28 protein-coding genes and 1 tRNA gene are annotated in these 25,936 nt (G+C 69.8%); 9 read left to right on the forward strand and 20 right to left on the reverse strand.

The genetic code is table 11. The annotated features are described in order from the left end of the window. Window positions 1–4: 4 nt before the first annotated feature. From AC1DWJ_RS07825 to AC1DWJ_RS07840, 4 genes are read right to left on the reverse strand one after another with little or no spacing between them, the layout of a single operon-like run. A complete protein-coding gene (locus AC1DWJ_RS07825; protein WP_477620456.1) occupies window positions 5–1,360 on the reverse strand; it encodes an ABC transporter substrate-binding protein in 1,356 nt (451 codons plus the stop codon). Beyond that, window positions 1,357–2,211 carry a PfkB family carbohydrate kinase gene (locus AC1DWJ_RS07830; protein WP_457254594.1) on the reverse strand — a complete coding sequence of 285 codons (855 nt, stop codon included), beginning with the start codon at window positions 2,209–2,211 and terminating at the stop codon, window positions 1,357–1,359. Before AC1DWJ_RS07830 ends, AC1DWJ_RS07825 begins: the two co-directional genes overlap by 4 nt. 11 nt (window positions 2,212–2,222) lie before the next feature. Further along, on the reverse strand, window positions 2,223–3,248 hold the full coding sequence (locus AC1DWJ_RS07835) for an SIS domain-containing protein (RefSeq protein ID WP_477620457.1): 1,026 nt from the start codon (window positions 3,246–3,248) through the stop codon (window positions 2,223–2,225). Between the two features lie 2 nt (window positions 3,249–3,250). Continuing rightward, window positions 3,251–4,249 (reverse strand): SIS domain-containing protein, encoded by a 999-nt coding sequence (locus AC1DWJ_RS07840; protein ID WP_477620458.1) that lies wholly within the window; start codon window positions 4,247–4,249, stop codon window positions 3,251–3,253. Window positions 4,250–4,538: 289 nt separating this feature from the next. Here AC1DWJ_RS07840 and AC1DWJ_RS07845 point away from each other — a divergent pair, with 289 nt between their 5' ends. Beyond that, window positions 4,539–5,630, forward strand: coding sequence for a LacI family DNA-binding transcriptional regulator (locus tag AC1DWJ_RS07845; RefSeq protein WP_457254597.1), 1,092 nt, complete (start codon window positions 4,539–4,541; stop codon window positions 5,628–5,630). Window positions 5,631–5,709: 79 nt separating this feature from the next. On the opposite strand, the gene AC1DWJ_RS07850 is transcribed toward AC1DWJ_RS07845, so the two are convergent. Both AC1DWJ_RS07850 and AC1DWJ_RS07855 read right to left on the reverse strand, forming a co-directional pair. Then, complete coding sequence (locus AC1DWJ_RS07850; protein ID WP_477620459.1) at window positions 5,710–6,273, reverse strand: DinB family protein; 564 nt, start codon at window positions 6,271–6,273, stop codon at window positions 5,710–5,712. Between the two features lie 436 nt (window positions 6,274–6,709). Then, a complete protein-coding gene (locus tag AC1DWJ_RS07855) occupies window positions 6,710–7,198 on the reverse strand; it encodes a hemerythrin domain-containing protein (RefSeq protein ID WP_477620460.1) in 489 nt (162 codons plus the stop codon). 234 nt (window positions 7,199–7,432) lie between these two features. On the opposite strand from AC1DWJ_RS07855, the gene AC1DWJ_RS07860 reads away from it, so the two are divergent. The 3 genes from AC1DWJ_RS07860 to AC1DWJ_RS07870 all read left to right on the forward strand — a co-directional run bounded on the left by AC1DWJ_RS07860 (window position 7,433) and on the right by AC1DWJ_RS07870 (window position 9,276). Then, window positions 7,433–8,509 (forward strand): YihY/virulence factor BrkB family protein, encoded by a 1,077-nt coding sequence (locus AC1DWJ_RS07860; protein WP_477620461.1) that lies wholly within the window; start codon window positions 7,433–7,435, stop codon window positions 8,507–8,509. 175 nt (window positions 8,510–8,684) lie between these two features. Further along, window positions 8,685–8,762 carry a hypothetical protein gene (locus AC1DWJ_RS07865; RefSeq protein ID WP_477620600.1) on the forward strand — a complete coding sequence of 26 codons (78 nt, stop codon included), beginning with the start codon at window positions 8,685–8,687 and terminating at the stop codon, window positions 8,760–8,762. After that, the gene (locus tag AC1DWJ_RS07870) at window positions 8,740–9,276 is read left to right on the forward strand and encodes an alpha/beta fold hydrolase (RefSeq protein ID WP_457254605.1); all 537 of its coding nucleotides are present in this window, start codon (window positions 8,740–8,742) and stop codon (window positions 9,274–9,276) included. Before AC1DWJ_RS07865 ends, AC1DWJ_RS07870 begins: the two co-directional genes overlap by 23 nt. A 54-nt stretch (window positions 9,277–9,330) precedes the next feature. On the opposite strand, the gene AC1DWJ_RS07875 is transcribed toward AC1DWJ_RS07870, so the two are convergent. After that, the gene (locus AC1DWJ_RS07875; protein WP_477620462.1) at window positions 9,331–9,972 is read right to left on the reverse strand and encodes a GAF and ANTAR domain-containing protein; all 642 of its coding nucleotides are present in this window, start codon (window positions 9,970–9,972) and stop codon (window positions 9,331–9,333) included. Between the two features lie 401 nt (window positions 9,973–10,373). Here AC1DWJ_RS07875 and AC1DWJ_RS07880 point away from each other — a divergent pair, with 401 nt between their 5' ends. Further along, entirely contained in the window at window positions 10,374–10,595 is a 222-nt protein-coding gene (locus tag AC1DWJ_RS07880) for a hypothetical protein (protein ID WP_457254607.1), read from the forward strand. Between the two features lie 81 nt (window positions 10,596–10,676). Further along, the gene (locus AC1DWJ_RS07885; RefSeq protein ID WP_477620463.1) at window positions 10,677–11,351 is read left to right on the forward strand and encodes a DUF6766 family protein; all 675 of its coding nucleotides are present in this window, start codon (window positions 10,677–10,679) and stop codon (window positions 11,349–11,351) included. 125 nt (window positions 11,352–11,476) lie between these two features. On the opposite strand, the gene AC1DWJ_RS07890 is transcribed toward AC1DWJ_RS07885, so the two are convergent. The 3 genes from AC1DWJ_RS07890 to AC1DWJ_RS07900 form a co-directional block, all read right to left on the reverse strand. Continuing rightward, window positions 11,477–11,549, reverse strand: a tRNA-Ala gene (locus tag AC1DWJ_RS07890). Window positions 11,550–11,598: 49 nt separating this feature from the next. Beyond that, a complete protein-coding gene (locus tag AC1DWJ_RS07895) occupies window positions 11,599–12,399 on the reverse strand; it encodes an anti-sigma factor family protein (RefSeq protein ID WP_457254609.1) in 801 nt (266 codons plus the stop codon). Next, entirely contained in the window at window positions 12,396–12,908 is a 513-nt protein-coding gene (locus AC1DWJ_RS07900) for a sigma-70 family RNA polymerase sigma factor (RefSeq protein ID WP_457254610.1), read from the reverse strand. The genes AC1DWJ_RS07895 and AC1DWJ_RS07900 overlap by 4 nt, the downstream gene beginning before the upstream one ends. Before the next feature lie 179 nt (window positions 12,909–13,087). On the opposite strand from AC1DWJ_RS07900, the gene AC1DWJ_RS07905 reads away from it, so the two are divergent. Beyond that, window positions 13,088–13,528 (forward strand): DUF2231 domain-containing protein, encoded by a 441-nt coding sequence (locus AC1DWJ_RS07905; RefSeq protein WP_477620464.1) that lies wholly within the window; start codon window positions 13,088–13,090, stop codon window positions 13,526–13,528. A gap of 40 nt (window positions 13,529–13,568) precedes the next feature. On the opposite strand, the gene map is transcribed toward AC1DWJ_RS07905, so the two are convergent. From map to AC1DWJ_RS07940, 7 genes are all read right to left on the reverse strand, one after another. Further along, window positions 13,569–14,378, reverse strand: coding sequence for a type I methionyl aminopeptidase (gene map, locus AC1DWJ_RS07910; RefSeq protein ID WP_477620465.1), 810 nt, complete (start codon window positions 14,376–14,378; stop codon window positions 13,569–13,571). Between the two features lie 4 nt (window positions 14,379–14,382). Next, the gene (locus tag AC1DWJ_RS07915; protein ID WP_477620466.1) at window positions 14,383–15,366 is read right to left on the reverse strand and encodes a hypothetical protein; all 984 of its coding nucleotides are present in this window, start codon (window positions 15,364–15,366) and stop codon (window positions 14,383–14,385) included. Window positions 15,367–15,376: 10 nt separating this feature from the next. Continuing rightward, the gene (locus AC1DWJ_RS07920; RefSeq protein ID WP_457254614.1) at window positions 15,377–16,039 is read right to left on the reverse strand and encodes a GNAT family N-acetyltransferase; all 663 of its coding nucleotides are present in this window, start codon (window positions 16,037–16,039) and stop codon (window positions 15,377–15,379) included. Next, entirely contained in the window at window positions 16,039–16,608 is a 570-nt protein-coding gene (locus tag AC1DWJ_RS07925; protein WP_457254615.1) for a MogA/MoaB family molybdenum cofactor biosynthesis protein, read from the reverse strand. Before AC1DWJ_RS07925 ends, AC1DWJ_RS07920 begins: the two co-directional genes overlap by 1 nt. Next, complete coding sequence (moaC, locus tag AC1DWJ_RS07930; RefSeq protein WP_457254855.1) at window positions 16,605–17,036, reverse strand: cyclic pyranopterin monophosphate synthase MoaC; 432 nt, start codon at window positions 17,034–17,036, stop codon at window positions 16,605–16,607. The genes AC1DWJ_RS07925 and moaC overlap by 4 nt, the downstream gene beginning before the upstream one ends. A 104-nt stretch (window positions 17,037–17,140) precedes the next feature. Next, complete coding sequence (gene glp / locus AC1DWJ_RS07935) at window positions 17,141–18,361, reverse strand: molybdotransferase-like divisome protein Glp (RefSeq protein WP_457254616.1); 1,221 nt, start codon at window positions 18,359–18,361, stop codon at window positions 17,141–17,143. Further along, window positions 18,358–19,770, reverse strand: coding sequence for a UTP--glucose-1-phosphate uridylyltransferase (locus AC1DWJ_RS07940; protein ID WP_477620467.1), 1,413 nt, complete (start codon window positions 19,768–19,770; stop codon window positions 18,358–18,360). Before AC1DWJ_RS07940 ends, glp begins: the two co-directional genes overlap by 4 nt. A gap of 29 nt (window positions 19,771–19,799) precedes the next feature. On the opposite strand from AC1DWJ_RS07940, the gene AC1DWJ_RS07945 reads away from it, so the two are divergent. Then, window positions 19,800–20,372 carry a 5-formyltetrahydrofolate cyclo-ligase gene (locus AC1DWJ_RS07945; RefSeq protein ID WP_457254618.1) on the forward strand — a complete coding sequence of 191 codons (573 nt, stop codon included), beginning with the start codon at window positions 19,800–19,802 and terminating at the stop codon, window positions 20,370–20,372. Between the two features lie 73 nt (window positions 20,373–20,445). On the opposite strand, the gene AC1DWJ_RS07950 is transcribed toward AC1DWJ_RS07945, so the two are convergent. The 3 genes from AC1DWJ_RS07950 to AC1DWJ_RS07960 form a co-directional block, all read right to left on the reverse strand. After that, window positions 20,446–20,733, reverse strand: coding sequence for a hypothetical protein (locus AC1DWJ_RS07950; protein ID WP_457254619.1), 288 nt, complete (start codon window positions 20,731–20,733; stop codon window positions 20,446–20,448). Continuing rightward, entirely contained in the window at window positions 20,733–21,260 is a 528-nt protein-coding gene (locus AC1DWJ_RS07955) for a hypothetical protein (RefSeq protein ID WP_457254620.1), read from the reverse strand. Before AC1DWJ_RS07955 ends, AC1DWJ_RS07950 begins: the two co-directional genes overlap by 1 nt. 242 nt (window positions 21,261–21,502) lie before the next feature. Beyond that, on the reverse strand, window positions 21,503–24,151 hold the full coding sequence (locus tag AC1DWJ_RS07960; RefSeq protein ID WP_477620468.1) for a penicillin acylase family protein: 2,649 nt from the start codon (window positions 24,149–24,151) through the stop codon (window positions 21,503–21,505). A 47-nt stretch (window positions 24,152–24,198) separates the two neighbouring features. On the opposite strand from AC1DWJ_RS07960, the gene AC1DWJ_RS07965 reads away from it, so the two are divergent. Then, entirely contained in the window at window positions 24,199–25,887 is a 1,689-nt protein-coding gene (locus tag AC1DWJ_RS07965) for a potassium/proton antiporter (RefSeq protein ID WP_477620469.1), read from the forward strand. Window positions 25,888–25,936 lie beyond the last annotated feature (49 nt).

Consider the following 25,936-nt stretch of genomic DNA (forward strand, 5'->3'; position numbering starts at 1 on the left):
GAGGTCAGCCAGCCTGCTTCTTGGCCTTGGCGGCGGCCTCCTGGACGCCGGTCATGACGTCCTTGCTCGTCTTCGAGCCGGAGATGACACCTTCGATCCCGGAGAGGTAGGCGTTGGCCACCTCCGCGTTGGTCACCGTGTCGAGCCAGATCGCGAACTGGTTGGCCTTGCTGATGTCGGCGAGTGCTGACTGGAGCTGCGGGAACGAGTTCGCCGAGGTCGCCGAGCCCTGGACGGGACTCAGCCAGCCGATGTCAGCCGTGAGCTTCGCGGCATTCTGCTGGGTGGTCATGAACTTGAGGACGTCCACGGCAAGCGCCGCGTTCTTGCTCTGGGCGTTGACCATGAACCCGTCCGGCGCACCGGTCAGGGCTCCGGCGTCACCGGCCGCGCCCTGGGGTGCGGGCAGCCGCATGAAGTCCCAGTTGTCGGCGAGCTCCTTCGACGCACCCCCCTTGGCGGTCAGCACCTGGAACTCGACCGACTCCAGGTAGTGCATGGCGGCCTTGCCGTTGAGGAAGTTCGCCTGCCCGGCCTCGTGCGAGACACCGTTCGCGTCCTTGCTGGAGCAGTGCGTGACGATGTCCTTGAACTGGTCGACCGCCTTGGTGTAGCCGGGATCGGTGAACGCACCCGTGGCCGGGTCGTAGTCCTTGGCGAGGGTGTCTGGTGCGACGTTGTACGCGTTGAGCTGGGTGATGTAGTGGATCGCCGGCCAGCCGTACTGGTTGCCGAAGGCGATGGGTGTGTAACCCGCCGTCCTCAGCTTGTCGCAGTCCCCCAGGAGCTCCTCGAGCGACGCCGGAGCGCCGCTGATCCCGGCCTTGGTGAAGGCTGCCTTGTTGTAGGCCAGGTACTTCGCGTCGAGGTCGATCGGCACACCGAAGTTCTTGCCCTTGGTCTCGAACGCCTTGAGGGCGGCCGGCGAGAAGGTCTTGCCCCACTCGGTGTCAGGCCCGATGACCGAGGTCAGGTCGGCGGCCAGACCGGCACGGACGAACTTGTTGGCGAAGTCACCGGCCCACGAGAAGTAGATGTCGGGCAGCTGCTTGGACGCCGACAGCACTCGGATCTTGTCCTTGTAGGGCTGGTCGCCGACCTGCTCGAGCTTGATGGTGACCTTGGGGTTGGTCTGTTCATAGGCCTTGGTCACGCTCTCGAAGTACGGGGCGTACTTGGGGTCGGCGAACTTGGTGACCATGGTGATGGTTCCGGACTTCTCGGCTGGTGCCGTGAGGCTCTGGCTGCTGGCTCCTCCTGCACCAGGGTTGGCCGTCCCGGGCGCGCCGCAGGCGGCCAGGGCCACCGCGGTCGCGGTGGCGAGCACGGCGAAGGATGCGCTGCGCGTGGTGTGCTTCATGTGAGGTCCACTCCTTTGTGGATGGGGTTGAGCGGTGCAGTGAGTCCCTCGAGTGAGGTCTCGTACCCGAAGGCGCCGAAGGTGGCGCAGGTGCTTGAGGCGTATGCCGTCGCGGCGCCGAGGAGCGTCGCGAGCGGCGTGTCGCCGATGAGGCCGGTGAGAAGTCGGCCGATGAAGGCGTCCCCGGCTCCGAGGGTGTCGACGACGGGAGTGGCTGGCGCCTGGGCATGCACGACCAGCTCACCCTGGAGCGCCACCGCCCCGCCGGCGCCCATCGTGACCGCGACGAGGCTCGGGCCGAGGTCCCGAATGCGCCGGGCCTCGTGGACCGCGTCGTCGACAGTTGCGAAAGGCATTGAGCGGATGGCGATGTCGACGAGCGGTGCGTACTCGGCGATGTAGGCGTGCGGGCGCTCGGAGAAGTCGAACGATAGCCGCGATGCAGCTGCGGAGACGTCGGCCAGCTGGTCTTCGACCATGGAGCACTCACCAGTGTGCACGATGGTCGCCGCTGCGACGGCTGCGAAGTCCGCCGGTGTCAGCACGAACCTCGACACCCCCGGGTCCCCGTGGTCGAACACGCGGTTTCCATCGACGACGCGCACGTCCGCCGAGGCGTTGGGGCCCTCGACGATCCTCAGCATCGAGGTGTCCACCCCCTCGGCCACCAGCGCGTCGAGGACGGCGCGCCCGGCGAGGTCGGTGCCAACCGCACCGATGTATGCCGCGCCGGCGCCGCACCGACGCCCGTGCACGGCCACGTTGACCGCGTTCCCCCCGGGGTAGAGCACCCCCCGTTCGAGGTACCGGTCGACGACGTTGTCGCCGAGGGTGAGCAGGGTGACGTTCATGAGGCCGTCCTTCAGTACGCCATGCGGCGGTAGTAGCGACGGGTAGACAGGGGGTGGTCGCGCAGCACCTCGAGGTGAGCGCTCACCCGCTCCAGCAGGGCGGACAGGATCACCGGAGACACGAGGGCGCGGGTGGTCTGCGAGATCCCGGGCAGCTCCACATCGGCCGTGTCGAGGACGAGCAGCTTCTCGGTCAGTCCGGAGACGAAGCGCTCGACCCGGTCGGCGACGGGTCGGGTGGCGTCCTCGCCCTTGAGGAGGAGCACGCTGACGTCAGCTTCGACCAGCTCGAGCGTGCCGTGGAAGAAGTCGGAGGCGTGGACCGGACGCGTCCGGATCCACTGCATCTCCTCCAGGATGCACATGCCGTAGTAGAAGGCCTCGGGCCACGTGGTGCCCGACCCGGTGACGATGTGCCACGGGTCCGCCGCGATCGCCTCGGCGAGCGAGTGCGCTCGCGGTTCGAAGGCGCCCTTGGCGTCGAGGAGGAGCTCGGGCAGGCGCACCAGCTCGGCGACGACCCCTGCGTGGTCCTCGAGCCCGCCCGTGCGCGCCAGGATCGACAGCGACAGCAGGAGCGACTGGAGGTAGAACGACTCGCAGGACGTGTCGTCCTCGGCGAAGTTCACCAGGCTGACGTCGGCCTTGATGCCCAGCGGGGTGTCGGGGTGGCCGGTGAGGACCAGCACCCGTGCGCCGGCAGCCTTGACGAACTCGAGGGCCGCAATGCTCTCGGCGGTGGTTCCGGACAGCGACGGGATGACCACCAAGGTGTCCCGACCCACCGTGGCGGAGCCCGTCAGGACGAGCTCGGCCGGCAGCACGACGTCCGCGCGGAAGGTCGAACGGTCGCGGAGCAGGGCGGCCGCGGGCTGCATGAGGATGCCCGCGCCGCCGGCCCCGGCGAAGACCACGTTGGTCACGCCGGAGCCGAGGGCGTCAGCCGCCACGGCATCGATCTGCTCGGCCAGGCCGACGGCACCCGACTGGATGCGCAGGTAGCGCGCCGGGTCGAAGTTGAGCAGGTCAGGGGTCATGCTCAGTACTCGACCTTGAACATGTACCGACGCGTCTCGAGGTCGTGACCGCGGACCGACTCGTAGTGCTGGGCGAGCCGGTTGGCCAGCGCTCCCACGACGATCGGCGAGACCTCGCCACGGACGGACTCGGGGATGCCGGGCAGCTCGAGGTCGCGCACGTCGACGTACTGGGCCTTCTTGCAGTACTGGTCGAGGAAGCTCTTGGCCCGCTCCCCCATGGGCCGCGAGGCGTCGTCACCGACCCACAACAGGACCGCGGTGTCGTCGTCGACCATCTCGAACGCTCCCTGGAAGAACTCGCCGGAGTTGAAGGCCGCCGCGTGCTTCCACTGCATCTCCTGCAGGAAGCACATGGCCAGGCCGTAGGCCCAGCCGAAACTGGGTCCGGACCCCAGGACGTACGTGATCGGCTCGTCCTTGAACGCCTCGGCGATGCCGGCGAGCTCCGGCTCAGCCTGCTCGACCGCGTGCCGGACCGCGGTGGGCAGCGCCACCAGGGCCTGGTCGACCGCATCGGTGTCCAGCTCAGCGCCGGTGGCGGCCAGCAGCTCGAAGGCGACGACCAGCTCGAACAGGTCGCTCTTGCCGGTGAACGCGGCGTCGACCGCCTCGGCGAGCGGGCTGCCGGCCTTGGCGGCCGCGATGACCGTCGCGCCCGTGGCCTTGGCGGTCTTGGCGGCGGCCACCGTCTCCTTGGTGGTGCCGGTGTAGGAGGCCAGCACGACGAGCGAGCCCGGACCCATGATGGCCGGGACCGAGGTGTTGAGCTCGTCGCTCTGCAGCTGGAAGGCCGGGAACGACGCCTTCTGCTGGAGCAGGTAGTGGGCCGGGTAGCTGCAGATGATCGAGCCGCCGGCACCGACGAAGTACACGTTGCGCAGCCCGCGCTCCACGACGTCGCGTACCACGGTCGCGATCGCAGCACGCTCCGCGACGGTGGCCGTCAGCTTGTCGACGATGTCGGCGTCGATCGGCTTGAGGGGAAGGGTTTCGGTCATCGGTGCTCCTGGTTCCAATCCGCGAGTGACTCGCTTTGATAACGTTCTCAACCTGATGAGTGAGAACGTTCTCAATCTGATGGGCTGCTGTCAAGAGGGTTCCCGGAAACTGGTCAGATCCGGTGCGGCGAAGCAGGCCGACACCGGCTAGGGTCAGGCCAGGAACTCGGCGGGCGTGAGCCGCCGACGGGTCACCCGGGACCCGCGCGCTCGCCGGGAGCGACCGGCATACCGAAATGCTCGGCAGACCGCCAAAACCGTTGGTACGACACGCATTTGAAGGAGCACGTTGAGCAGAAGCGTTGAACCGCGCGGCATCGCCACGGTGCCGGATGTCGCGCGTGAAGCGGGAGTCTCCACTGCCACCGCGGCCAGGGCGCTCGGCGGCTACGGCTCGGTGCGCGAGAGCACCCGGGAACGCGTCTTGGCCGCGGCGGAACAGCTTGGTTATCGAGCCAACAGCCTCGCGCGCAGCATGATCACCGGGTCGACGCGCACCCTCGGCGTCGTGATGTCCGATATCGAGAATCCCTTCTTCCGTCGCTCACTGCGCGGCATCGCCGACACGGCGCGGGCCCAGGGGTTCGAGGTGCTGCTGGCCAACACCGACGAGGAGCTCGACAAGGAGGAGACCGCGGTCAGGGTGATGACCGAGCGACGCGTCGACGGCCTGGTCGTGTGCCCCGCAGACGGTGGCGACAGGTCCCACCTCCGCGACGTCATTGCAGCTGGCATCCCTGTGGTCCTGCTGGACCGGAGCGTGGCGGGCCTGCAAGCCGACACGGTCGGTATCGACAACCGCAAGGCTGCGCGAGCTGCCACCGAGCACCTGTTGGCCCATGGCCACCGCGACATCGCGATCCTCACCGGTGGAACGCACGCGATGCTTGAACGCATGCTGCGCCCCGACATGAAGGGCGTCGAGCGGGCTTCGGCAACGACGGTCGGCGCCCGCGCGGCCGGGTTCCGCGACGCGATGACAGCGGCCGGTGTCCAAATCCGACCGGAGCTGATCTCCTCCGGTGGCTACCGGCGCGAGGACGGCGAGGCTGAGACGGCCAGACTGCTCGCCTTGGAGGACCGGCCCACGGCGATCCTCGCCTTCGATGCCATGCAGTCGCTCGGGGCGTTCCACGCCATAGCGCGCGCGGGGATTCGTTGCCCGGAGGACGTGTCCCTGCTCGGCTTCGATGACACCGAGTGGGCTGACCTGGTCAGCCCGGCGTTGACGGTCGTCGCCCAGCCGACCTACGAGATCGGGGTGGCAGCGTGCCGCCTGCTGTTGTCACGCATTGAGGGAGCAGGGGGGGCGGTGGCGCATCGACGGTTGCCGACCGAGCTCATCGAACGTGGCTCCGTAGGACCGTGGCCGGCGTCCTGAGGGGAGCTGAGGGGGCCGTCGCTGACCGAGTGCTTCGCGCCGGACTTTGTTTCACCAGCGGGCTGGCACCCATCCGCCGTCAGCGCGCCCGCAGCGTGAGCTGGGCGCGGTGGTGCCTGTAGTGCAGCCCCGGGTAGGCGTACACCTCGGCCAGTGTCATGAAGGGCTGGAAGTACGGGTCCCAGCTGGTCGGGAATGGCATCCCCCGACCCAGCCGCCGTGCTGGTTCCCGCTCGAGGCTGGCGACCAGGTGGTTGATGGTGTGGTCGCACAGTCGGCCCATCCGGGCGTGGTTGAACACGAGTGCGCCGCCGCAGGAACCGGCGTAGTTCACCCAGTGGAACGGCACCCGGCCAGCGTCCAGCAGCCGGGCGAAGCCGCGACCCACCCATGGCGGCAGCACCGCCATCAGCCGCACCAGCGGCAGGAGTCGACGCACGACCAGGAAGCCAAACACCATGTGGAACAGCAGCTGCTCGTTGCTCCACCTGGTCCCGGTGGTCCGCGCGCCCAGCCGGCCAGGGGTCGCAGTCGCAAGCAGGCGGTGCAGGTCGTCGCGGCACCCGGTCAGGTCCGCGACGATGGCGCCCCGGTCCGCCCCCGCGGCCGCGTCGTCTTCCCGGGCGCCCTCCCCCGCGCTCACGGGACGTCGCAGAACATCAAGGGAGGTGACGGTGGAGACGGCGCAGCAGCGACCCGATGACAGGCCAGTCCTGCGCGCCGGCACGCATCACCCGACCCCGGACCGCCGCGACCGCGCGACGAAGGACAGAGCCGGGGTTGCGGCGGCCGGTCTCGGTTGCGGAACGGGCGCGCCGGTGCAGCCACTGCGCGCACCCGGCGCACACCCCCACCTCTGGGTGGGACCCCAGCCGGCTCAGTTCCGCCTCGTCGAACGTGTTGCCGCAACACCAACAGGTGGGCCGGTCCACCAGCTCGTGCTCGAGCGCTGCTTGTGCTGCCATGAGCCCATCGTCACCCCGCGCCAACTCGATGACCAGAGGTCCACCCGGTCGGGTTCAGACCGGGTGGACCAGTGGACGGCCGGACTGCTCGCCTGGGAGCACGCCATCCGTCGGTCACCCAGACAGTCCTGACGAGCCATCCGTGCCCGTGTTGTCCTGGCGAAGCCGCGCGAGTTCCTGGTCCTTGGCCTGCGTGAAGGCTTCGCCGAGTTCGCTGAGCTGCTGGTTGCTGGCCTCCCGTGCGAACTTGGGAAGGATCTCGTTCTCCTCCTCCTCGACGTGGTGGCGTACCTCGCCGATCATCGCCGCGATCAGCCCGTCCAGACCGGGCTCTTCCGGATCGGTGGCGAGCAGCTGTTCCAAGGTCTCCTCCACGTGGTGGTGCTCCGCGATTCCGTCGTCCACATCCGCCTCTTCGTCGGGCGCCGTGGACTTGATGGCGGGGTACACCACCTTCTCCTCGGCCTTGGAATGCGGAACCAACAGTTCCTGGACCTGCCGCAGCAAGGGCGGGGTGTCCGAGGGCTCGGCTGACTCGAGCTGCTTGAACACGGCTTCCAGTTTCCTGTGGTCGTCCTTGATCAGGGTGATGACACCAGACATGAGCACGCCTTTCGGTCGAGATGACGGGGCCAGCGCTGCTGACACCGCTGTTCGTGCCCACCGTCGCCGCACCGCAAACGTCCGACCATGGCCCCCCTCCGCCGGTGTGTGGCCGGCTGCGGGCGCTCCGGCCCGGACGACACGTGGAGAGTGCCCCTCTTCGACACGTGAAGGACCCGAGGGTTGAAGGGCACCACAGCGGGCATGAGTGAGGGACCCAACCAAGGAGGCGCCATGCCCGCAGGGGCCCATACCCACGAGACCACCGCGCTCGAAACCTCTCCCCAAGGGCCGGATTCCGACGCTCCGGATTCGCCGACGGAGGTCACGCGTGAGTCGTGGCGGTACATCGCGCGCAAGACGCTACGCGAGTTCAGCAAGGATCAGTGCACCGACCTCGCGGCGGCCCTGACCTACTACGCCGTGCTGGCCCTCTTCCCCGCAGTCATCGCCCTCCTGTCCCTCGTCGGCCTCTTCGGCCAGAGCCAGCAGACCGTCGACACGCTGCTGGGGATCCTCCGGGACCTCGGGGCCGGGTCGGCCGCGGACACGCTCGGACCGACCCTGACCTCCATGGCGGAGCGGGACGGAGCAGCTGGGGTCGCCTTCGTCGTGGGGCTCGCGACCGCCCTCTGGTCGGCGTCGGGCTACGTCGGCTCGTTCGGGCGGGCCATGAACCGGATCTACGAGATCCGCGAAGGTCGCCCCTTCTGGAAGCTGCGCCCCGTGATGTTGGCGGTGACCCTGGTCGCGGTCATCCTCGTCGCGCTGGTGGCCATGGCCCTGGTGCTCACCGGTCCCGCCGCGCAGGTCGTCGGTGACGCCATCGGGCTGGGCTCCACCGCCCTGCTGGTCTGGAACATCGCCAAGTGGCCGGCCATCCTGCTGGTGGTCGTCGTGGTCGTGGCGATCCTCTACTACGTCACCCCCAACGTGAAACAGCCACACTTCCGCTGGGTGAGCGTCGGCGCGGTGGTGGCGATCGTGGTCTGGATCGTCGCGTCGGTGGCCTTCGGCTTCTACGTCAGCACGTTCTCCAGCTACGACAAGACGTATGGCGCGCTGGCCGGTGTCGTCGTCTTCCTCCTGTGGCTGTGGATCACCAACCTGGCGCTGCTGTTCGGCGCCGAGCTGGACGCCGAGTTGGAGCGCGGACGGGAGCTGCAGTCCGGCATCGCCGCTGAGAAGACGTTGCACCTGCCGGCCCGTGACACTCGGGGGACGGACAAGGCCGACGCGAAGGACGCCGAGGACGTGGAGCGCGGCCGCCGCCTCCGCGCCACCCGCGGAGGAGACCAAGACGCTGACTGAGACGTCACCTGCCCAGGAGCTTCAGACCGGTTCACGGGACCTGTTCTTCCCCCGCTTTGACGAGTGGGACCGAGACGTCTCCACGGGCATTCGCGTGCACGGGCGCTCGGGAGGCACCGGACCGGCCGTGGTGCTGCTGCACGGCCACCCTCGCGCCCACACGACGTGGCACAGGGTGGCTCCGCTCCTGGCGGCACAGGGCTACCTGGTCGTGTGTCCCGACCTCCCGGGTGCGCGCGCTGGCGGTTCTTGATGGGGTGCCGTTGGCAGAGGCGGTGGAACGAGTCGATGCGCGGTTCGCCACCCAGTGGTGGCATTGGTTCTTCTTCGCCGGTTCGCCTCATGCCGAACGCGTGATCACGGCCGACCCCGTCGCCTGGTACGGGCTCGACGACCAGGCGCGCGGCGCGATGGGTGCGGAGAACTTCGACTACGTCGCGGCCGCCCTGCGCGACCCTCACACGGTCCGCGCCATGCTGGAGGACTACCGGGCCGGCCTCTCCGTGGACCACGCCACCGACCTGGTCGATCGCGACCGGGGGCACAGGATCAGGTGCAGGACCCTCGTGGCGTGGTCCATCCATGACGACCTGGAGCAGCTCTACGGCGACCCCGCCGCCCTATGGAGGGATTGGGTCGACGGTCCGATGGACACGGCGCGCATCAACACTGGGCACCACATGGCGGAGGAGAATCCCCAGCAACTCGCTGAGGTCCTGGGCAGCTTCCTGGCCGAGGCGACAGGTCGCACCAGCACGCCGGAGTGATCGACCAACCCATCACCTGGGTTGGCGTTCGTCCCGCTCGTCGTGCGCCTCTGCTCAGGGCGACCGGAGCAGGCGCGTCTTGACCAGGAGGCGGGCGAGGTCGGCGTCGGGGATGCCGGCTCGCTCCGCGGCCCCCGTGAGGCGTTGTGCCGCGAGGTCAGCGTCGACTCGGTGCGCTGCCATGATCATGCCGATGGCCTGGTCGGTCGCAAACCGGTCGCGCATCTTCTGGGGTGACCGCTTCGAGCGTCGCACTCCTGACAGGGACAGGTCGGCGTTGGTCACGGCCGCACCCGGCCACGCGCCACAGACTGCTGCCAGCTCGGAGTGCAGGCCATCGAAGGTCGTGGGGGTGCCTCCGTAGAAGTTGACCCCACCCACCACCGCGTCGCCCTCCACCAGCGGGACGGACAGGGTGCTCTCGACACCCGCCGAGTTCTCGGCGCGGGAGAACTCGAGCCACCGGGTCTCGTCGAGCGGGTCGGCACGGGTGGCCCCGACGGTCGCTCCCTCTTTCATGGCCTGCACGCATGGCCCGTCGCTGAGGTACTGCACCGCATCGAGTGCCGCGACGTCCAGGCTGGTAGCCGCCCACGTGAAGGCCAAGTCCTCCTGAAGAAACGACAGGGTCATCCCCAGACACTCAGGGGCGAGGCCAGCCACCACGTTGGCCATCGCGTTGAACCGCTCTGTCATGTCCTCATCCTGGAAGCGGGACATCTCCGTCAGGACGAGTCGTGTTTCCGGGATGGGTTTCATGACCAGGATGTCCTCCACGTGCGGCTGGGCTTCGGTCCACATCTACCCCGGAATTGTCCGGGTATGCAACACCCCACGAAGCGCACGAGTCGCTGACCTACCCAGAGACCCATGGAACGCATCGTCGTCGGGATGGCTAAGGTCACAGCGTGCTCCGATTGCGTCCCCTGCCCCGAGCGGTCTCCTCGATCGCGGCGCTCTTCGCCCTGGCCGGGTGCGCGGGCCAGGGCAACGTCGAGAACCACCACGCACAAACAGCCGCCCAGCAGTTCGCAGAATCGGTCGCCGCCACTCCCACCAGAGCGTGTGCGCTACTCGCTCCAGAGACGCTCAAATCCTTGGATGACAGCGGCGGCGACTGCGCCGAGACCCTCCCCCAGCTGGTCCAACCCAACGACGGTCCGGCCACGGCGGTGCAGGTCTACGGCAAGGACGCCATCGTCCACCTCGGCTCAGACACCATCTTCCTGGCCAGGTTCACCGCCGGATGGCGCGTCACCGCAGCGGGCTGCACCCCACGCCCCGGCCGACCCTACGACTGCACGATCAGGGGGAACTGAGATGCGCACGTTGTTCGCCAGTTACCTCGTGTTCATCGTGGGCGGCCTCGCCTACTGCATCGCCATCGGTGTTGCCCACCGATGAAAAGGACCCTGCGCGAGAACGGCCTCGCACTCGCCTTCACCGCCCTGCTCCTGGTCGCCCTGGTCGGGCAGGCCCTCACGGGAGAGGCCTCGTACAACGAAGCTGCCACCGACGCCGGTCTACCGACTCTGACCGTCCTCGAGTACGTCACGTCTTCGCAGTTCACTGTCGACGTCGCCGAGAACTGGCAGTCCGAGTACCTGCAGTTCCTGCTCTACATCCTTCTCACCGTGTGGTTGCTGCAGAAGGGCTCCCCGGAGTCCAAACCGCTGGACTCCGCCGGCCGCGAGTCCGACAAGGACCAGAAGGTCGGCCCGTACGCCGACAAGGACTCGCCGCGCTGGGCCGCCGTCGGCGGGTGGCGCACGGCTTTGTTCTCCCGGTCTCTCGGCCTGACCATGGGTGCAGTGTTCATCGGGTCGTGGGCCGCCCAGTTCATCGCCGGCCGCTCGGCCTACAACGCCGAACAGCTCCAGGACCTGCAGGACCCACTGACCTGGTCCCAGTACCTCGCCGCGCCCGACTTCTGGAACCGCACCTTCCAGAACTGGCAGTCCGAGTTCCTCGCGGTGGCCAGCATGGTCGTGCTCAGCATCTATCTGCGCGAACGCGGCTCGCCGGAGTCCAAACCGGTCGGCACATCGAACACCGCCACCGGCGTCGAAAGTTGAGCTGCAGCACTCAGCGCTGAGGGGACTCCGCCGTCCTCGCTCCGCTGCGGCGACTCCTCGAATCACTCCGTTCGATAATGCAGAGAAGGACCCACGAAAAGCGTGTGGGTCCCTCTCCTGCGTTGTGGAGCTGAGGGGATTCGAACCCCTGGCCTTCTCATTGCGAACGAGACGCGCTACCAACTGCGCCACAGCCCCATGATGCGGACGAAACAATAACACCAGCACCGGGCCCGACGGAAAACGGTCAGGTCAGGCTCGCCCGCATCACGGTGTGGCCGTTGTTCACCTGGCGGATCTCGACCGAGGCGATCTGGGTGACCCGCAGTGCGGACACCCCGACCGGGTGCATGATCCGGTCCGGCCGGGCCGTCCAGTCGCGCAGCTCGGTGGCCTGGCCCGCGCGGTCGACGACCCAGATGGCGTAGTCGATCCGGTAGTCGCCACCCGATGCTCCGGGATCAGCACCGCTCGTGGGTCTGGTCGTCGTCGGCCCAGACGTGGTGGGCCCACCGGTCTGCCGCGCGTACTGGCACTCCACCCGCAGCTCGGTCCCGTTCGCGATCGGCACGACATCCACGACGGCCGTCATGAGGGACGGCTCGACGGCCGTGAAGGCCAAGCGGCCGGGAGCCGTCATGGGCCCAGTGGTGTGGGTGGAACCAGCGGTGACCCCGGGGTCAGGTGAACCGTCGCGCCCCGCCGTCGACACGGCATACCCACCGACGCCTCCGATGAGGAGGGCGGCGGCGGCCGCGGCCAGTGGTGCCAGCCACCGCTCACGACGCGACTCGGCGGCAACAACGGGCAGCACGGGCATCAGTGACGCGGGCGGCTGCAGGTCGGCGCCGCCGTCGAGGTCCATCGCGAGGACCTCCCCGGGTGGGAGCTGGGCGAGCAGGCCGGGCATGCCGGCCAGCTCGGCGACCGCAGACCGGCAGGCGGCGCACCCCGCAAGGTGCGACTCGTACTCGCGCCGCTCGGCGACCGGCAACGCTCCGAGGACGTAGGCGGCGTCCCAGTCGGTGTAGTCGTCGGTGCTGCTCATGGGCTCGTCACCCCCTTCTCCTGCAGGACGAGACGCAGGCTGCGCAGCCCGTAGTGGAGCCGTGACTTCACGGTCCCCTCGGGCACCCTCAGCTCGGCGGCGATCTCGGCCACCGTTCTCCCTTCGTAGTACGCGGCTGAAATGACCTGGCGGTGCTCGCGCGACACCGAACCCAGCGCGTCCGCGATCAACCACCGGTCCAGGACCTCGCCCGACCGGTCCCCCACGCCCACCTCGACGAAGTCGATGCCGGCCACCTCGTGACGTGACGCTGCGCTGCGCCAGCGGTCGACCACGAGGTTGCGCACGACCGTGAACAGCCAGGCGCGGGCCTGTGGTTCGGAGCGGGTGCCGAGCGCGGGGTCGCGCCAGGCCCGCAGCAGCGACTCCTGCACGACGTCCTCGGCGACCTGCGGGTCGCGGGTGAGCCGCAGCGCGAACCGCCACAGCTCCGAGGCATGGCGGTCGTGCAGGCCCTGGAGGGCTGCTTCCCGCTGGCTCGCCGCCACTACCCGCTCCTTCGACCCTCGGAAGCCGACACCACGACTGGCACCGACATCACGGATCCCGACACGACCGATCCTCCCCGGTCGGGGAAGTCTCCGTAAAGGACGAGACACGACCCGTCCGGGTTCACCGGCTGGGCCCAGCAGGTGAACCACAGCGGCCTCGGCTACGTTCCTCCGACATGGAGATCAACGGACTTCCCGCACACGCCCTGTTGGTGCACCTCGTCGTCGTGCTGCTGCCGCTGACCGCCGTGGCAGCCATCGTCGTGAGCGCGTGGCCGGCCGCCCAGCGCAAGCTGACCTTCCTCGTCCCCCTGGGAGCGGTGGTCGGTGCCCTCGCCGTGCCCATCACGACACGCGCCGGCGAGGACCTTGCGAAGAAGCTCGGCAACCCGCCCTTCATCGACAAGCACGAGAACTTCGGCGGCATGGTGCTGCCCTGGGCCACCGCCCTGGCTGTGACCACGCTCGTTCAGTGGCTCTACCTGCGTCGCGGCGGCGCGACCACCGTGCCGCGGGTCGCGCTCGCGGTGCTGGTGATCGCGAGCGCGATCGGCACCGCGACCATCGTGGCGCTCACCGGCGACTCGGGCGCTCGCGCCGTCTGGGGCAGCAGGTAGGAAGACGGTGTGGGTCAGGAGCCCCGAGTCGGAGTGAGAACTACCGGCTATCCGGCAGTTTCGCTTCCAACAGAGGGGGGCCCGTCGGCAGGGTGAGAATCTCGGCCCCGTCGTCGGTGATCGCGATCGTGTGCTCGCTGTGCGCCGTGCGACACCCGGTGGCGCTGCGCAGGGTCCACCCGTCGTCGTCGGTGACGAGCTCGTCGGTGTCGGCCATGATCCACGGCTCGAGGGCGAGCAGCAGCCCGGGTTGCAGCCGGTAGCCACGACCCGGACGCCCGGTGTTGGACACGTGCGGGTCCTGGTGCATCGTCGACCCGATGCCGTGACCGCCGAACTGCGTGTTGACCCGGTAGCCCGCCTCGGAGAGGACCGTGCCGATGGCGTGCGAGAGGTCGCCGATGCGCGCGCCGGGACGGGCCGCCGCGATGCCGGCCGCGAGAGCGCGTTGGGTGGTCTCGATCAACGCGACGCTGTCCGGCTGGCTCGACCCACCCACCACGAAGCTGATCGCGGAGTCGGCGGCCACCCCGGCCTTGAGGACGGCGAGGTCAAGGGTCAGGAGGTCGCCGTCGGCCAGTGCGTAGTCGTGGGGCAGGCCGTGGAGCACCGCGTCGTTGACCGACGTGCAGATGTAGTGGCCGAACGGTCCGCGCCCGAACGACGGCTCGTAGTCGACGTAGCAGGACTGCGCCCCGGCCTCGCGGATCATCGCCTTGGTCCAGCGGTCGATGTCGAGGAGGTTCGTGCCCACCGTGGCCCGACTCTTGACCGCCTGCAGGATGTCGGCGACCAGGGCGCCACTCTCCTTGGCCCGCACCAGCTCGGCGGAGCTCAGGATCTCGATCATGGCGTCAGGCGCCGGCGACGCGTCGCTCAGGAGCCTCGTCGTATGCCGCGTACTCGGTGTCGGCGTCGCCGACCAGGTCCGCGGAGGTCGGGGCGGGACGGGTGACCCGCGCCTTCATCGTGTACGTCGGGCGGGGCACCGGCACCGGGTCCCAGGTGAGCGGGATGTCGTCGTCGTCGACGAGCGGCCGGGCGGGGACGGCGGGCGTTGCGGCGACCGGCTCGGCGGTCGAGGCAGTGGACGCCTGACGCAGGCTGGTCTCCACGGCCTGCACGTCGTAGAGCTCGCCCCGCACGGGGACCGGAGCCGACGTGGGCACCTCGTCGGCGATCTCGGCCTCAGCGGCGACAGGAGCGGTGCTTGTCGGCGCGACCGGCGCGGTGTGCGGCACAGGCTCGGCGGTGCGCCGCTCGGCGGTGCGCGGCTCGGCGGTCGGACGCGGCTGGTTGGCGCGGCGACTGGCCTGGCGGGCTGCCATCCGGGCGCGCCGCTGGGCCTGGGCGTCGGCCCGGGACCACGCGAGGGCACCACCCACGGCCGCGACCGGGACGGCCACGGCGTAGAGCGGCACGAGCGAGAGGGCGACGAGGGCGCCCACCACGACGACCGTGGCGAGGGCGCCGAGCATGATGGCGGCCCGGGCGCGCCGGGCCGTCGGGAGGGCACGAGGCGCGCTCGCCCCGTGCTCGACCGGTGGCGCGGACGGGGCCGTCGAGCTGGTCGGGGTGGTCGGCGACGTCGCGGCACGCTTCACGAGCACCTGCGGACGTGCGACGCGAGCCGGCGTCACGGCATACGAACGGGGCTGGGGCGTCGAGAGGTTCGACGCAGGCAGCGGGCTGCGGCGCTCGAGGACGCGCATCGACTCGGAGAACTGGTCGACCGAGCGCGCGGTGGCGAGGTGCTCGCGGCGACGGACCCAGTACTGCACGAAATAGGCAGCCCAGACCGCAATGATGACGAGGAAGACGAGACTGCTGGGCTGCACGGATACGACGTTAGGTGTCCCGAGTCGGTGCGCCGGGGACGTGGGGCGGTGTGTCGCCAATGTGGCTGGTGTGATTGGTGTGCATTCGCTCGAGCAGGGATCGACCCCCGAGGTCCTCGGTCGTCAGCGCGAACGTCCGGTGGTCGCGCCAGGCCCCGTCGATGTGCAGGTATGCCGCCCGCACCCCTTCGTCGCGAAAGCCCAGCTTGCGCACCACGGCCAGGCTGTTGGTGTTCTCGGGGCGGATGTTGACCTCGATCCGGTGCAGCCCCATCGACCCCAGGGCGTGGTCGCCGGCCAGGGCCAGGGCGGTGGGCGCGATCCCACGGCCCGCGACCGACTCGTCGACCCAGTAGCCGGCAGCCGCGGACAGCAACGAGCCGTAGGAGATGCCGAAGAGCACCATCTGCCCGACGATCCGGCCGTCCACCCGCACGACGAACGGCAGCATCCGACCTGCCTTGGCCTCGGTGCGGTAGTGCCGGACGAGGGTAGGGAAGGAGACGTAGGTCGGCTCACGCTCGGGCGACGTCGCATCCCAGGGGCCCAGCCAGTGCCGGTTGCGGCTGCGGACCTCGACCCACTCTTCCCGGTCCCGCCGGCGCAGCGGGCCGAGCACGAGCTGCTCTCCGCCCGGAGTCTCGCCCCGGAGCACGACGGGCCAGGTGGCCATCAGTGGTCGCCGCCGCGAATCTGCGAGAGGGCATGCGGCAGGACCGCCTCGAGCACCCCCAGCCCGTCACGGACCCCGCCGGTCGAGCCGGGCAGGTTGACCACCAACGTGCTGCCGGCGATCCCGACCAAGCCTCGGGAGAGGGCGGCGGTCGGCACTCCGGCAGCCAGTCCGGCGCCGCGGATGGCCTCGGCCAGGCCGGGCACCTCGCGGTCGAGCACCTCTCGGGTGGCCTCCGGGGTGCGGTCCGTGGGCGAGAGACCGGTGCCCCCGGTGGTCACCAACACGTCGGGGGTCGCAGCCAGCGCCGCCTCGAGCGCCTCGGACACCTCCGGGCCGTCCGGCACGACGAGCGGGTCACCGACCTCGAAACCCCACTTCAGCAGGGTGTCCACGATGAGGGGGCCGCCACGGTCGGGGTAGACGCCACGGGCGGCCCGCGAGGAGCAGGTGATGACGATCGCCCGGCCGGCCGATGTGGGGGCCTCCCCTGCGTCCGGCGCGTCCCGGGTGTCCCGGGTGTCGCGGGTGTCGCTGGTGTCGCTGGTCGCGCTGCCCGGCTGGCTCATGGTTCCTCCACCCAGTCGCCCGAGCGACCGCCTGACTTGGCCGTCACCCGCACGTCGGTGATGCGGGCGTGCTTGTCGACCGCCTTCACCATGTCGATGAGGGCGAGCGCCGCGACGGACACCGCCGTCAGCGCCTCCATCTCGATGCCGGTGCGGTCGGCGGTGCGCACGGTCGCGCCGATGTCGACCCCGTCGTCGGCGACCACCAGGTCGACCTCCACCGCGTGGACCGCGACCGGGTGAGCCAGCGGGATCAGCTCCGGGGTCCGCTTCACCGCCTGGATGCCGGCGATGCGGGCGACCGCGAGCGCGTCGCCCTTGGGCACCGTGCCGTCACGCAGAGCGGCAACCGCAGCAGCCGAGAGCAGGACCCGTCCGGCGGCTGACGCCTGGCGGGCGGTGACCGCCTTCGCCGAGACGTCGACCATGTGGGCGGAGCCGTCGGGTCGCACGTGGGTGAGGCCCGGGGCGCGTTCGGCGGGGTCGGGGGGGCGCTCGGCGGGGTCGGGGGCGCGCTCGGCGGGGTCGATGGTCACTGGCCCTCCCTCCCGAGCAGCGGCAGGCACATCAGCTCCTCGCCCGCGGCGACCTCGGAGACGTCGGCCGGGATGACGGCCAGCGCGTCGGCCGCGGCGAGGGCGCCGAGCATGTGCGACCCCTGGCCACCCGCCAGCCGGGCGCGATCGTCGTCGAGCACCACTCGCACGAACTCCATCTTGCCCGGCACCGACCTGAACGGCTCGGCGGCGACGGCGGGGACGTAGCCCGGCGGGTACGACGGCTCGGGCCGGCCAGCCATCGCGCGCAGGGCCGGCGCGACGAAGACGTGGAACGAGACGAGGGCGCTGACCGGGTTGCCGGGGAGCGTGAACACCGGCACCTTGTCCTCGCCGAGCACCCCGAAGCCCTGCGGCATGCCCGGGCGCATGGCGACCTTGTCGAACTGCACCGTCCCGACGCGGGACAGCACCTCCTTGACCGTGTCGAAGGCGCCCATCGACACCCCACCGGTCGTGATGATCACGTCGGCGCGGACGAGCTGGCCCTCGAGGGTGTCGAGCAGGGTGCGGGCGTCATCCGGCACGCCCCCCACCCGGAACGGCGTGGCTCCCACTGCCGTCACGGCGGCGGTGAGCATCACCGAGTTGGAGTCGACGATCTGGCCGAAGCCCGGGGTGCGGCCGACCTCGACGAGCTCGTCGCCGGTCGACACCACGACCACCCGCGGCCGGGGGACGACCCGCACGCGGGAGATGCCGGCCGCCGCGAGCAGGGCGATCTGTCCGGGGCCGAGCAGGGTGCCGCGGCGCAGCACGACGTTGCCCGCCTCGACGTCCTCCCCGACCTCGCGGACGTGGGCTCCGACGCCGCGGCCCTCGCGGATCTGGACCTTCACGACGCCGCCGTCGGTCGCCTCGACAGGCACGACCGCATCGGCACCGTGCGGCATCGGCGCACCGGTCATGATCCGCATCGTCTGGCCGGGAGCGAGCGAGAGGGCCTTGGTGTTGCCGGCGGCGATGTCGTTGACGACCGGAAGGACGACGGGGTGTTCGGCGCTGGCCGTCGCCACGTCCCCCGCGTGCACGGCATACCCGTCCATGGCGGAGTTGGTGAAGCCGGGCAGCGAGCCGCGCGCCTCCACGTCGACGGCCAGGACGCAGCCCTGGGCGTCGAGGACGCCGAGCTCGAAAGGCGAGATCACCTTGACGGTGGCCAGGATTCGCTCGAGGTGCTGCTCGACGCTGATCACGGGGTCGCCATCGCCGTCGTGGGGAGGTTCGTCGCGCTGAGCGTTGTGCCGTCAGGGATGCTCCGCGGCTCGTCGGCCTCGACCACGACGTCGCCCACGCAGCGGATGCCGGCCCCGAAGGTGACGTCGCCACGAACCGCCAACGACGTGCACTCGACGAGCGAGGGCGCTTCCTCCGGGAACCGCGCGTCGAAGTCGTCGATGAGCGTGTAGTGCTCGTCGAGGTCGACGCGGGGGTCCGGTCGGTCGGTCTGCGCGACGACCTCGTGGCCGTCGCCGAAGCCGTAGAGGTCGGACCGGAGCAGCAGCAGCTCGTTCGTGGTCTTGACGGGCCGGAAGCGCCGACGCGGCACGTGCACGGCCCGCGACCCGTCGAACACCTCGATCGCCGTGCCCATGGCCGACTCGACCTGGATCACGGGAGTCGAGTCGGAGCGGCTGGGGTCGACGGTCTTCTGGTTGATGATGATCGGCAGCCCCAGGACCCCGTCACGCGCCTCGAGCTGCTCGTGCAGTGCGTCGAGGTCGACCCACAGGTTGTTGGCGTGGAAGAGCGCATGCCGGTCGGTGTCCTCGAAGTACTGCTCGTCCTCCGGAGCCACCATCGCCCGTTCGCGCAGCACGACCCGGCCGTCACGACGACGGACCGCCAGGTGGCCACCCTTGCGGTCGTTGACCGTGCGCTCGCAGACCTCGGACACGTAGGTGATCGACTCGCGGGCCATCCAGGCCGGGATCGCCGGGTCGCAGGTCGCCCCGAGGTTGTCGGAGTTCGAGAGGAAGGCGTAGCGAAAGCCCTTGTCGCGCAACGCCTGGAGCACCCCGCTCGCGGCGAGGGCGACGTAGACGTCGCCATGGCCGGGAGGGCACCACTCGAGGTCGGGGTCGTCGGGCCAGGAGACCGGGGTGAGGTCGTCGGCGCGGAGCTTGGGCTCGGCGTTCTGGAGGAAGTCGAGCGGCAGCCCGTCGACCGGGAGGTCGTCATACGCCGCGAGCACCTCGAGCGACTGCTCCCGCGTGCGGAACGAGTTCATCAGCACCAGCGGCACCCGCACGGCGTGTCGCTCCCGGAGCGCGAGCACCTGCCGGGCCACCACGTCGAGGAAGGTCAGCCCGTCGCGCACCTCCAGCACCGACTTCGGACCCGACAAGCCCATGCTCGTGCCGAGCCCGCCGTTGAGCTTCACGACCGCGGTCTGGGCCAGCGCCCGGGCCTGCTCCTCGGCATCGCTGGTGAGGTCCTCGAGCCGTGGCACGTCGGTGAGCGGTTCGATGTCGGACTCCGGGATGAGGCCGGTGTTGCCCGCCTCGAGCTGGGCATAGGCGTCCTCGAAGACGTGCACCGCCAAGGGGTCCACCCCCCGCTGCGTCATGCGCTCGACTGCCTGCGCCAGCCCGTCCTTGCTCATGAGCGGCAGCCTAGTGGGACGATCTGGGCGTGCCCCTGAACACCAAGACAGCCGTGCGACAACGACTGCGCGAGCTGCGCCGCGAGCGCGTCCCAGGACGCGACCGCGCCAGGGACGGTGCCGAGCTCGAGCTCGCCGCCCTCGAGGTGGGGTATGCCGCGGGGCTGGCTCCCGGTGACTGGGTCGCCGCCTACGAGGCCACCTCCCTGGAACCACCCACGGAGGCGCTGGTCGCCGCCTTGGTGGCACGCGGCATACGGGTCATGGTGCCGGTGACGCTCGAGGACTGGGACCTGGACTGGCGTGAGGTGGCTGCGGTCGGGGACGACACCGGCGAGCTGCTCGGGACGTCGGCGATCGCGCGGGCCTCGGTCGTGTTCGTGCCGGCCCATGGAGTGGACCGGTCGGGGACGCGGATCGGGCAGGGCAAGGGCTGCTACGACCGGGTGCTCCCCCGCACGGACGCCGTGGTCGTCGCTGTCGTGCACCCGTGGGAGGTGCTCGACGAGGAGCTGCCGCGCGAGCCGCACGACCGCCCCGTCCAGGCGGCGATCGCCGCGGACCTGGGTGTCGTCGACCTGACGGGACGTCAGGCACCGTAACCCGCAGACGGCTGCCGGAGGGTTGCTGACCTGATGGACTGTCGAGACTTGTCGGGCGTCTGGCCGCCGCGCGTCAGAACGTGCAGGCGTACTTCGATGCTTGCGGGATGGCTCGCCAGGAGAGGGCGAGCGCGCTGAGCCCGTCGCTTCCCGCTCCGCCGCCGACGCTCACCACCATGCAAGGCACCCAGCGGTCCCCCACCAGGGCCTCGACGCGGACCTGACGCATGACACTCGGCGGTTCGGTGTCGTGCACGACCAGGAGGGCGTGGGCGATATCCCCCCGCACCACGATCGATCCGAAGATCCCCTCCGTGCCCGGGGGCTGTGCCTCTGGTGCGTCGTGGATGATCCGCACCATCAGCAGGGAATCGTGATGTCGATGCTCGTGGCTACCCGCGTGGCCACCCCGTTCACATGGCCGTACGAGAGAGTCCGCCAATGGCGGTAGGAGGTGGAAGTGCAGGACATTGCACCCATGGACCACACCCTCCAGTCAATCCGGTGCTGATAGAAGTACGGTCCGGCGTTTACCCATTTCCAGACGCCGCTTACCTTCGTGTAGATCTGCGGACGGGTTAGGACGTCGATATCGGCGGGCTCCGTGCACTCAATGTATCCCTGGACGTAAATGGTCCTCGCTGAACCATTGAAGGTTGGCGTGTCAGCATGCCCGTGACAACCCCCGGCGACTGCGGCGCCGGAAAGGCGTGCATCGGAAGACAGGGCGAAGTTCACGTCGGGCGTCGGTGCGTAGTCCAGGCCGTCGTCGGTGCCGACGACGGCGGACTTCCAGTCCCGGTCCGTCGGTGTTTGCGCGGCTGAAGCTGGAGCCCCCAGGACAGCGAGCAGCAGAAGGGCGACGGCGGGTACTAGCAGACGCTTCATGGTGATCCCCTTTGCCGCCGACGCATGCGGTGGCCTCAGAATTGAGACGTCTGATCTCCAAAAGGGTGACGCCGCCGGGCACAAGCCGCCGATCGGGGATACATCGCTGCACGTTGAACTGTCAGGGGACGGCCAGCCCAGTCACGGGCCGCGGCCGACGCCGGAGATCGACTTGTTCGGAAGATCCGCCGTGTCCTGGCTCGGCGGATCTTCCGAACAACTGGCGCTAGGGGGTGCGCAGGTCAGCTGGTCGCGCCGGGGACGAGGGTGAGCTCGTCGCCACCGGCGTCGCGGATCGCCTTCTCGCTGAACGGCCAGTCGTAGAGCTCGTTGTTGACCCAGGCGTCGGTCTGGTCGCTGTAGTGGGCGTCGTAGGTGTGGCCGCTGTTGCCGGTCTGGTTGACCCAGCGCGACTTGTCGAGGTCGGAGAGGTCCACGACCATCCGCATGGAAGGCGCCCAGTCGACGTCGAACGCCTTGTCGGAGTCCTCGTCGTCGAGGCCGACGCTGGCGTCCCAGCCGTTGGCGTCCACGATCGCCGACCCGCCGGGCATGTTGATCGGGCCTCGGTTGAAGAGCTTCGCGACGACGCTGGGGACGTCGTCACCGCCGAGCACCTGGTGGGTGAGCGTGAGCTGGTGCAGCTGCCCCCACTGCCAGTCGGCGGCGTCCTTGCCGAGCTCCTTCGTCAGCTGGAGCCGTGCTGCGACGAGCGCCTTGCGCAGGATCTCCGACTGGCCCTCAGCCACGCCGGGCGTGCGCTTGTCGTCCCACCACGGGGAGCCCTCCTTGGTGAGCAGGACCGTCATCGCGCGCATCCACTGGTCACCGCCGTCGGCGCGCAGGTCCTTCGGCAGCTCGTCGTTGAACGTGAGGTTGAGCAGGTTGGCCCACACGGCGTTGTAGTAGGCGGCCGCCGCGCCGGACTCGCTGTCACCGACCGGGTTGGTGAAGTCCCAGCCGCGCAACAGGTCCTGCGCCTGCTTGGTGAAGTCGTCGTTGCCGAGGTCGACCTTGAGCAGCGCCTTGACCAAGGTGGGTGCGAACTGGCTGCGGGTGTCACCCTGGATCTGCGACATCATCGCCGGCGTGATCTTGGCTTCCTTCTCGACCAGCGACCTGATCCGCTGGCTGCGGTAGCCGTAGTCCCACTCGGTCGTGAGGAACGGCGTCCCGCTCTCGGTGACAGCCTGGTTGGCCGCGACGATGAAGCCCTCGGGCGGGTTGTAGGTGTGCGGCATCTCCTCGAACGGCACGTAGCCCTTCCAGTCCCACGACGAGACCCAGCCCGGGCGGATCCAGAAGCCCGGGGCGGCCTCCATGTAGCGGCTGCGGATCGGGATCCGGCCGGGCGCCTGGTAGCCGATGTTCCCGTCCGTGTCGGCGTAGATCAGGTTCTGCGACGGCACCGCGAAATCCTTTGCGGCCGTGCGGAACTGCTCGAAGTTCTGGGCGGTGTTGAGACCGAAGATCGCGTCGGCGGTCTGGGTCACCTCGATGCCGGTCCACTGGAGCGCGACCTCGTAGGACCCAGCACTGGGACGCCCGTTGACCGGTGGTCGGTCACCGGCGTTGGCGACGTTCTCGATGGCGTCGGACAGGATCGGGCCGTGCACGGTGCTGCGGACCGTGATGGTCTGCTCTCCCCCACCGCCGCCGATCTTGATCGTCTCGGTGCGCATCGTCAGCGGGACCTGCTTGCCATCCCGCAGGTAGGTGTTGCCTCGCACCTGCTCGAGGAAGAAGTCGCTGACGTCGGGGCCGAGGTTGGTGAAGCCCCAGGCGATCGACTGGTTGTGGCCGATGACGACGCCCGGCAGCCCGGAGAACGAGTAGCCGGCCACGTCGAACGGGCACGAGCTGCCCACCGACCGACAGTGCAGACCGACCTGGTACCAGATACCCGGGATCGAGACCCCGAGGTGCGGGTCGTTGGCCAGCAACGGCTTGCCGGTGCTGGTGCGGTTGCCGCCCACGACCCACGAGTTCGAGCCGATCCCGTCGCCGCGACCCATCGTGACGGGGACGGCGTTCAGCGCACGCTGCACCACGGCATACGCACGCTCGGCGCCCGGCGTGGTCTCGGCGGCGAGCTCGCCCTTGACTGCGGCCCTGGCCTTCGCGCCTGCGCTGCCGGGAACGGCCGAGTTGGCGGACGTGGCTGAGGAGGTGAGCGGCGACCAGTCCTGGCCGGAGAGGATCGGCTTGTTCGCGTTGTAGTCGTAGGCCGGGTAGAGCTCGTTGATCTGGTTGATCGGCATCGAGCCGGCGAGGCGGGCCCGCATCAGCTCGGCGCTGTAGTCACCGCGCAGGTCCCAGGCCATCGCCTTGAGCCAGGCGAGGGAGTCGGCCGGCGTCCACTCCTCGACGCGGTAGTCCGTCACCTTCTGGCCCAGCACGACGTACTCGAGCGACATCTTCGCCGGGTCGCCCTGCTGCTTGATGTAGGCGTTGACCCCGTCGGCGTAGGCCTGCAGGTAGCGGCGGGTCTCGGGCTCGAGGGTCGGCAGCTCCGCCTCGGCGACGCGGCGCCAGCCGAGCGTGCGGATCACGCGGTCGGTCTCGAGGCCGCCCTCGCCGACCAGCTCGGACAGGCGGCCGGCGGTGATGTGGCGCCGCAGGTCCATCTCGAAGAACCGGTCCTGCGCGTGGACGAAGCCCTCGGCCTTGAACAGGTCGTCGGCGCTGTCGGCGTAGATCTGCGGGATCCCGCGGTCGTCGCGCAGGACGCTGACCTTCCCGGACAGGCCCGGGAGCTGGATCTCGCCCTCCGTCGTCGGGAACGGACGCCGCACCCACGTGACCGCGAGAACCGCGACAATTCCGAGGACGACGACGAGCAGAGCTGCCACGGCCACAGCAATGCGGCGGGCGAGAATGGCGCGAGACACCCTGCGAGACTATCCGCACCACACCAAGGGAAAGGACGTGACGGGCCGTGCGCGCTGCGATCCTCCCGGGTGTGGCTCCCGAGGTGCTTTCGGGGGTGATTCCGAGCACGCTTCCGTGGGCCGGGTCGTCCGACGCGTTCACCCTCCACGACCTCACGCCGGCGCTGCTGATCGGCTCGCTGGTGCTGCTGGTCTCGGTGGCCGCAGTGCGCCTGTCGCTGAAGTCCGGGCTCCCCTCCCTGCTGATCTACCTCGGCATCGGCCTGGCCATCGGCGAGGCCGGACCGTTCCTCCAGATCCGGTTCGACTCCAACGAGCTGACCCAGGTGCTCGGCTACGCCGCGCTCATCCTCATCCTCAGCGAGGGCGGTCTCAGCACGCGGTGGGACGGCATCCGCCGCTCGGTCGGGCCGGCCGCCGTCCTGTCGACCGTCGGGGTCATCGTGTCGGTGGCCGTGGTCGCGCTGGCCGCCCGGTTCGTCCTGCACCTCGACTGGAACACCGCCCTGCTCGTCGGCGCGATCCTCTCGTCGACCGATGCCGCCGCCGTGTTCTCGGTGCTGCGCCGGGTGCCGCTGCCCCGACGGATCACCGGCATGCTCGAGGCCGAGTCCGGCTTCAACGACGCCCCCGTGGTCATCCTCGTGACCGCCCTCGCCGCGCGGTCGGCCAACCCGGCCGACGCCGAGGGCTGGTTCACCCTGGCGCTCAAGGCGGTCGCCGAGCTCGGCGCCGGTGCCGCCATCGGCCTCGCCGTGGGCTGGGCGGGCGGCCAGTTCATGCGCCGGTCCGCCTCGGGTGCGTCGGGCCTGTTCAGCATCGGGGTGGTGGCCCTCACCGTCCTCGCGTATGCCGCGGCGGCCAGCGTGCACGCCAGCGGCTTCATTGCGTGCTACCTGGCGGCCCTGGTGCTGGGGAACCTCAAGCTGCCGCACGGGCCCGCCGTGCTCGGCCTGTCCACCGCGCTCGGCTGGCTGGCCCAGATCGGGTTGTTCGTGCTGCTCGGGCTGCTGGCCTCGCCGAGCAAGATGGGCAGCCAGATCGTCCCTGCCATCGTGATCGGGTTGGTGCTGCTGCTCTTTGCGCGGCCCCTGTCGGTGCTGGTGTCGGTCTCGCCGTTTCGGCTCGGCTGGCGCGACCAGGCCTTCCTGTCGTGGGCCGGGCTGCGGGGGGCCGTGCCCGTCGTGCTCGCCACCGTCCCGCTCACGGTGGGCGCCCGCAACGTCAGCTGGATCTTCGAGCTGGTCTTCGTCCTCGTCGTGATCTTCACGCTCGTGCAGGCGCCGACGCTGCCCTGGGTCGCGGGCCGCCTCGGCATCGTCGAGGACTACCGCAGCCTCGACCTCGCGGTGGAGGCCACCCCCCTGGAGGAGCTGCAGGCCGAGCTCATGCAGGTCACGGTGGGTCCGGCATCGAAGCTGCACGGGGTCGAGGTGTTCGAGCTGCGGCTCCCCGAGGGGGCGAACGTCACCCTGGTCGTGCGGGGTGGCAAGGGGTTCGTGCCCGGCAACAACACGGTGCTCCGGCGCGGCGACCAGCTGCTCGTCGTCTCCACCGCCGAGGTGAAGACCCTGGCTGAGAAGCGGGTCAGGTCAGTGAGCCAGCACGGCCGACTGGCCGGCTGGCGCGATCCGGCCCCTCGGGTCCGGGGTCGCGGCGGACGCCTGCGCGACGCCGGCGCCCGGCTGCGTGCGGCCGGTGGCAGCCGCCGCGACGGCGGCAGCGGGAAGAAGTAGCCCTCGCGCGGCCTTATAGTTGGCAGTCGAACCATCACAGTGCCAGCCC

The sequence above is a fragment of the Pedococcus sp. P2_D7 genome (assembly GCF_056404295.1).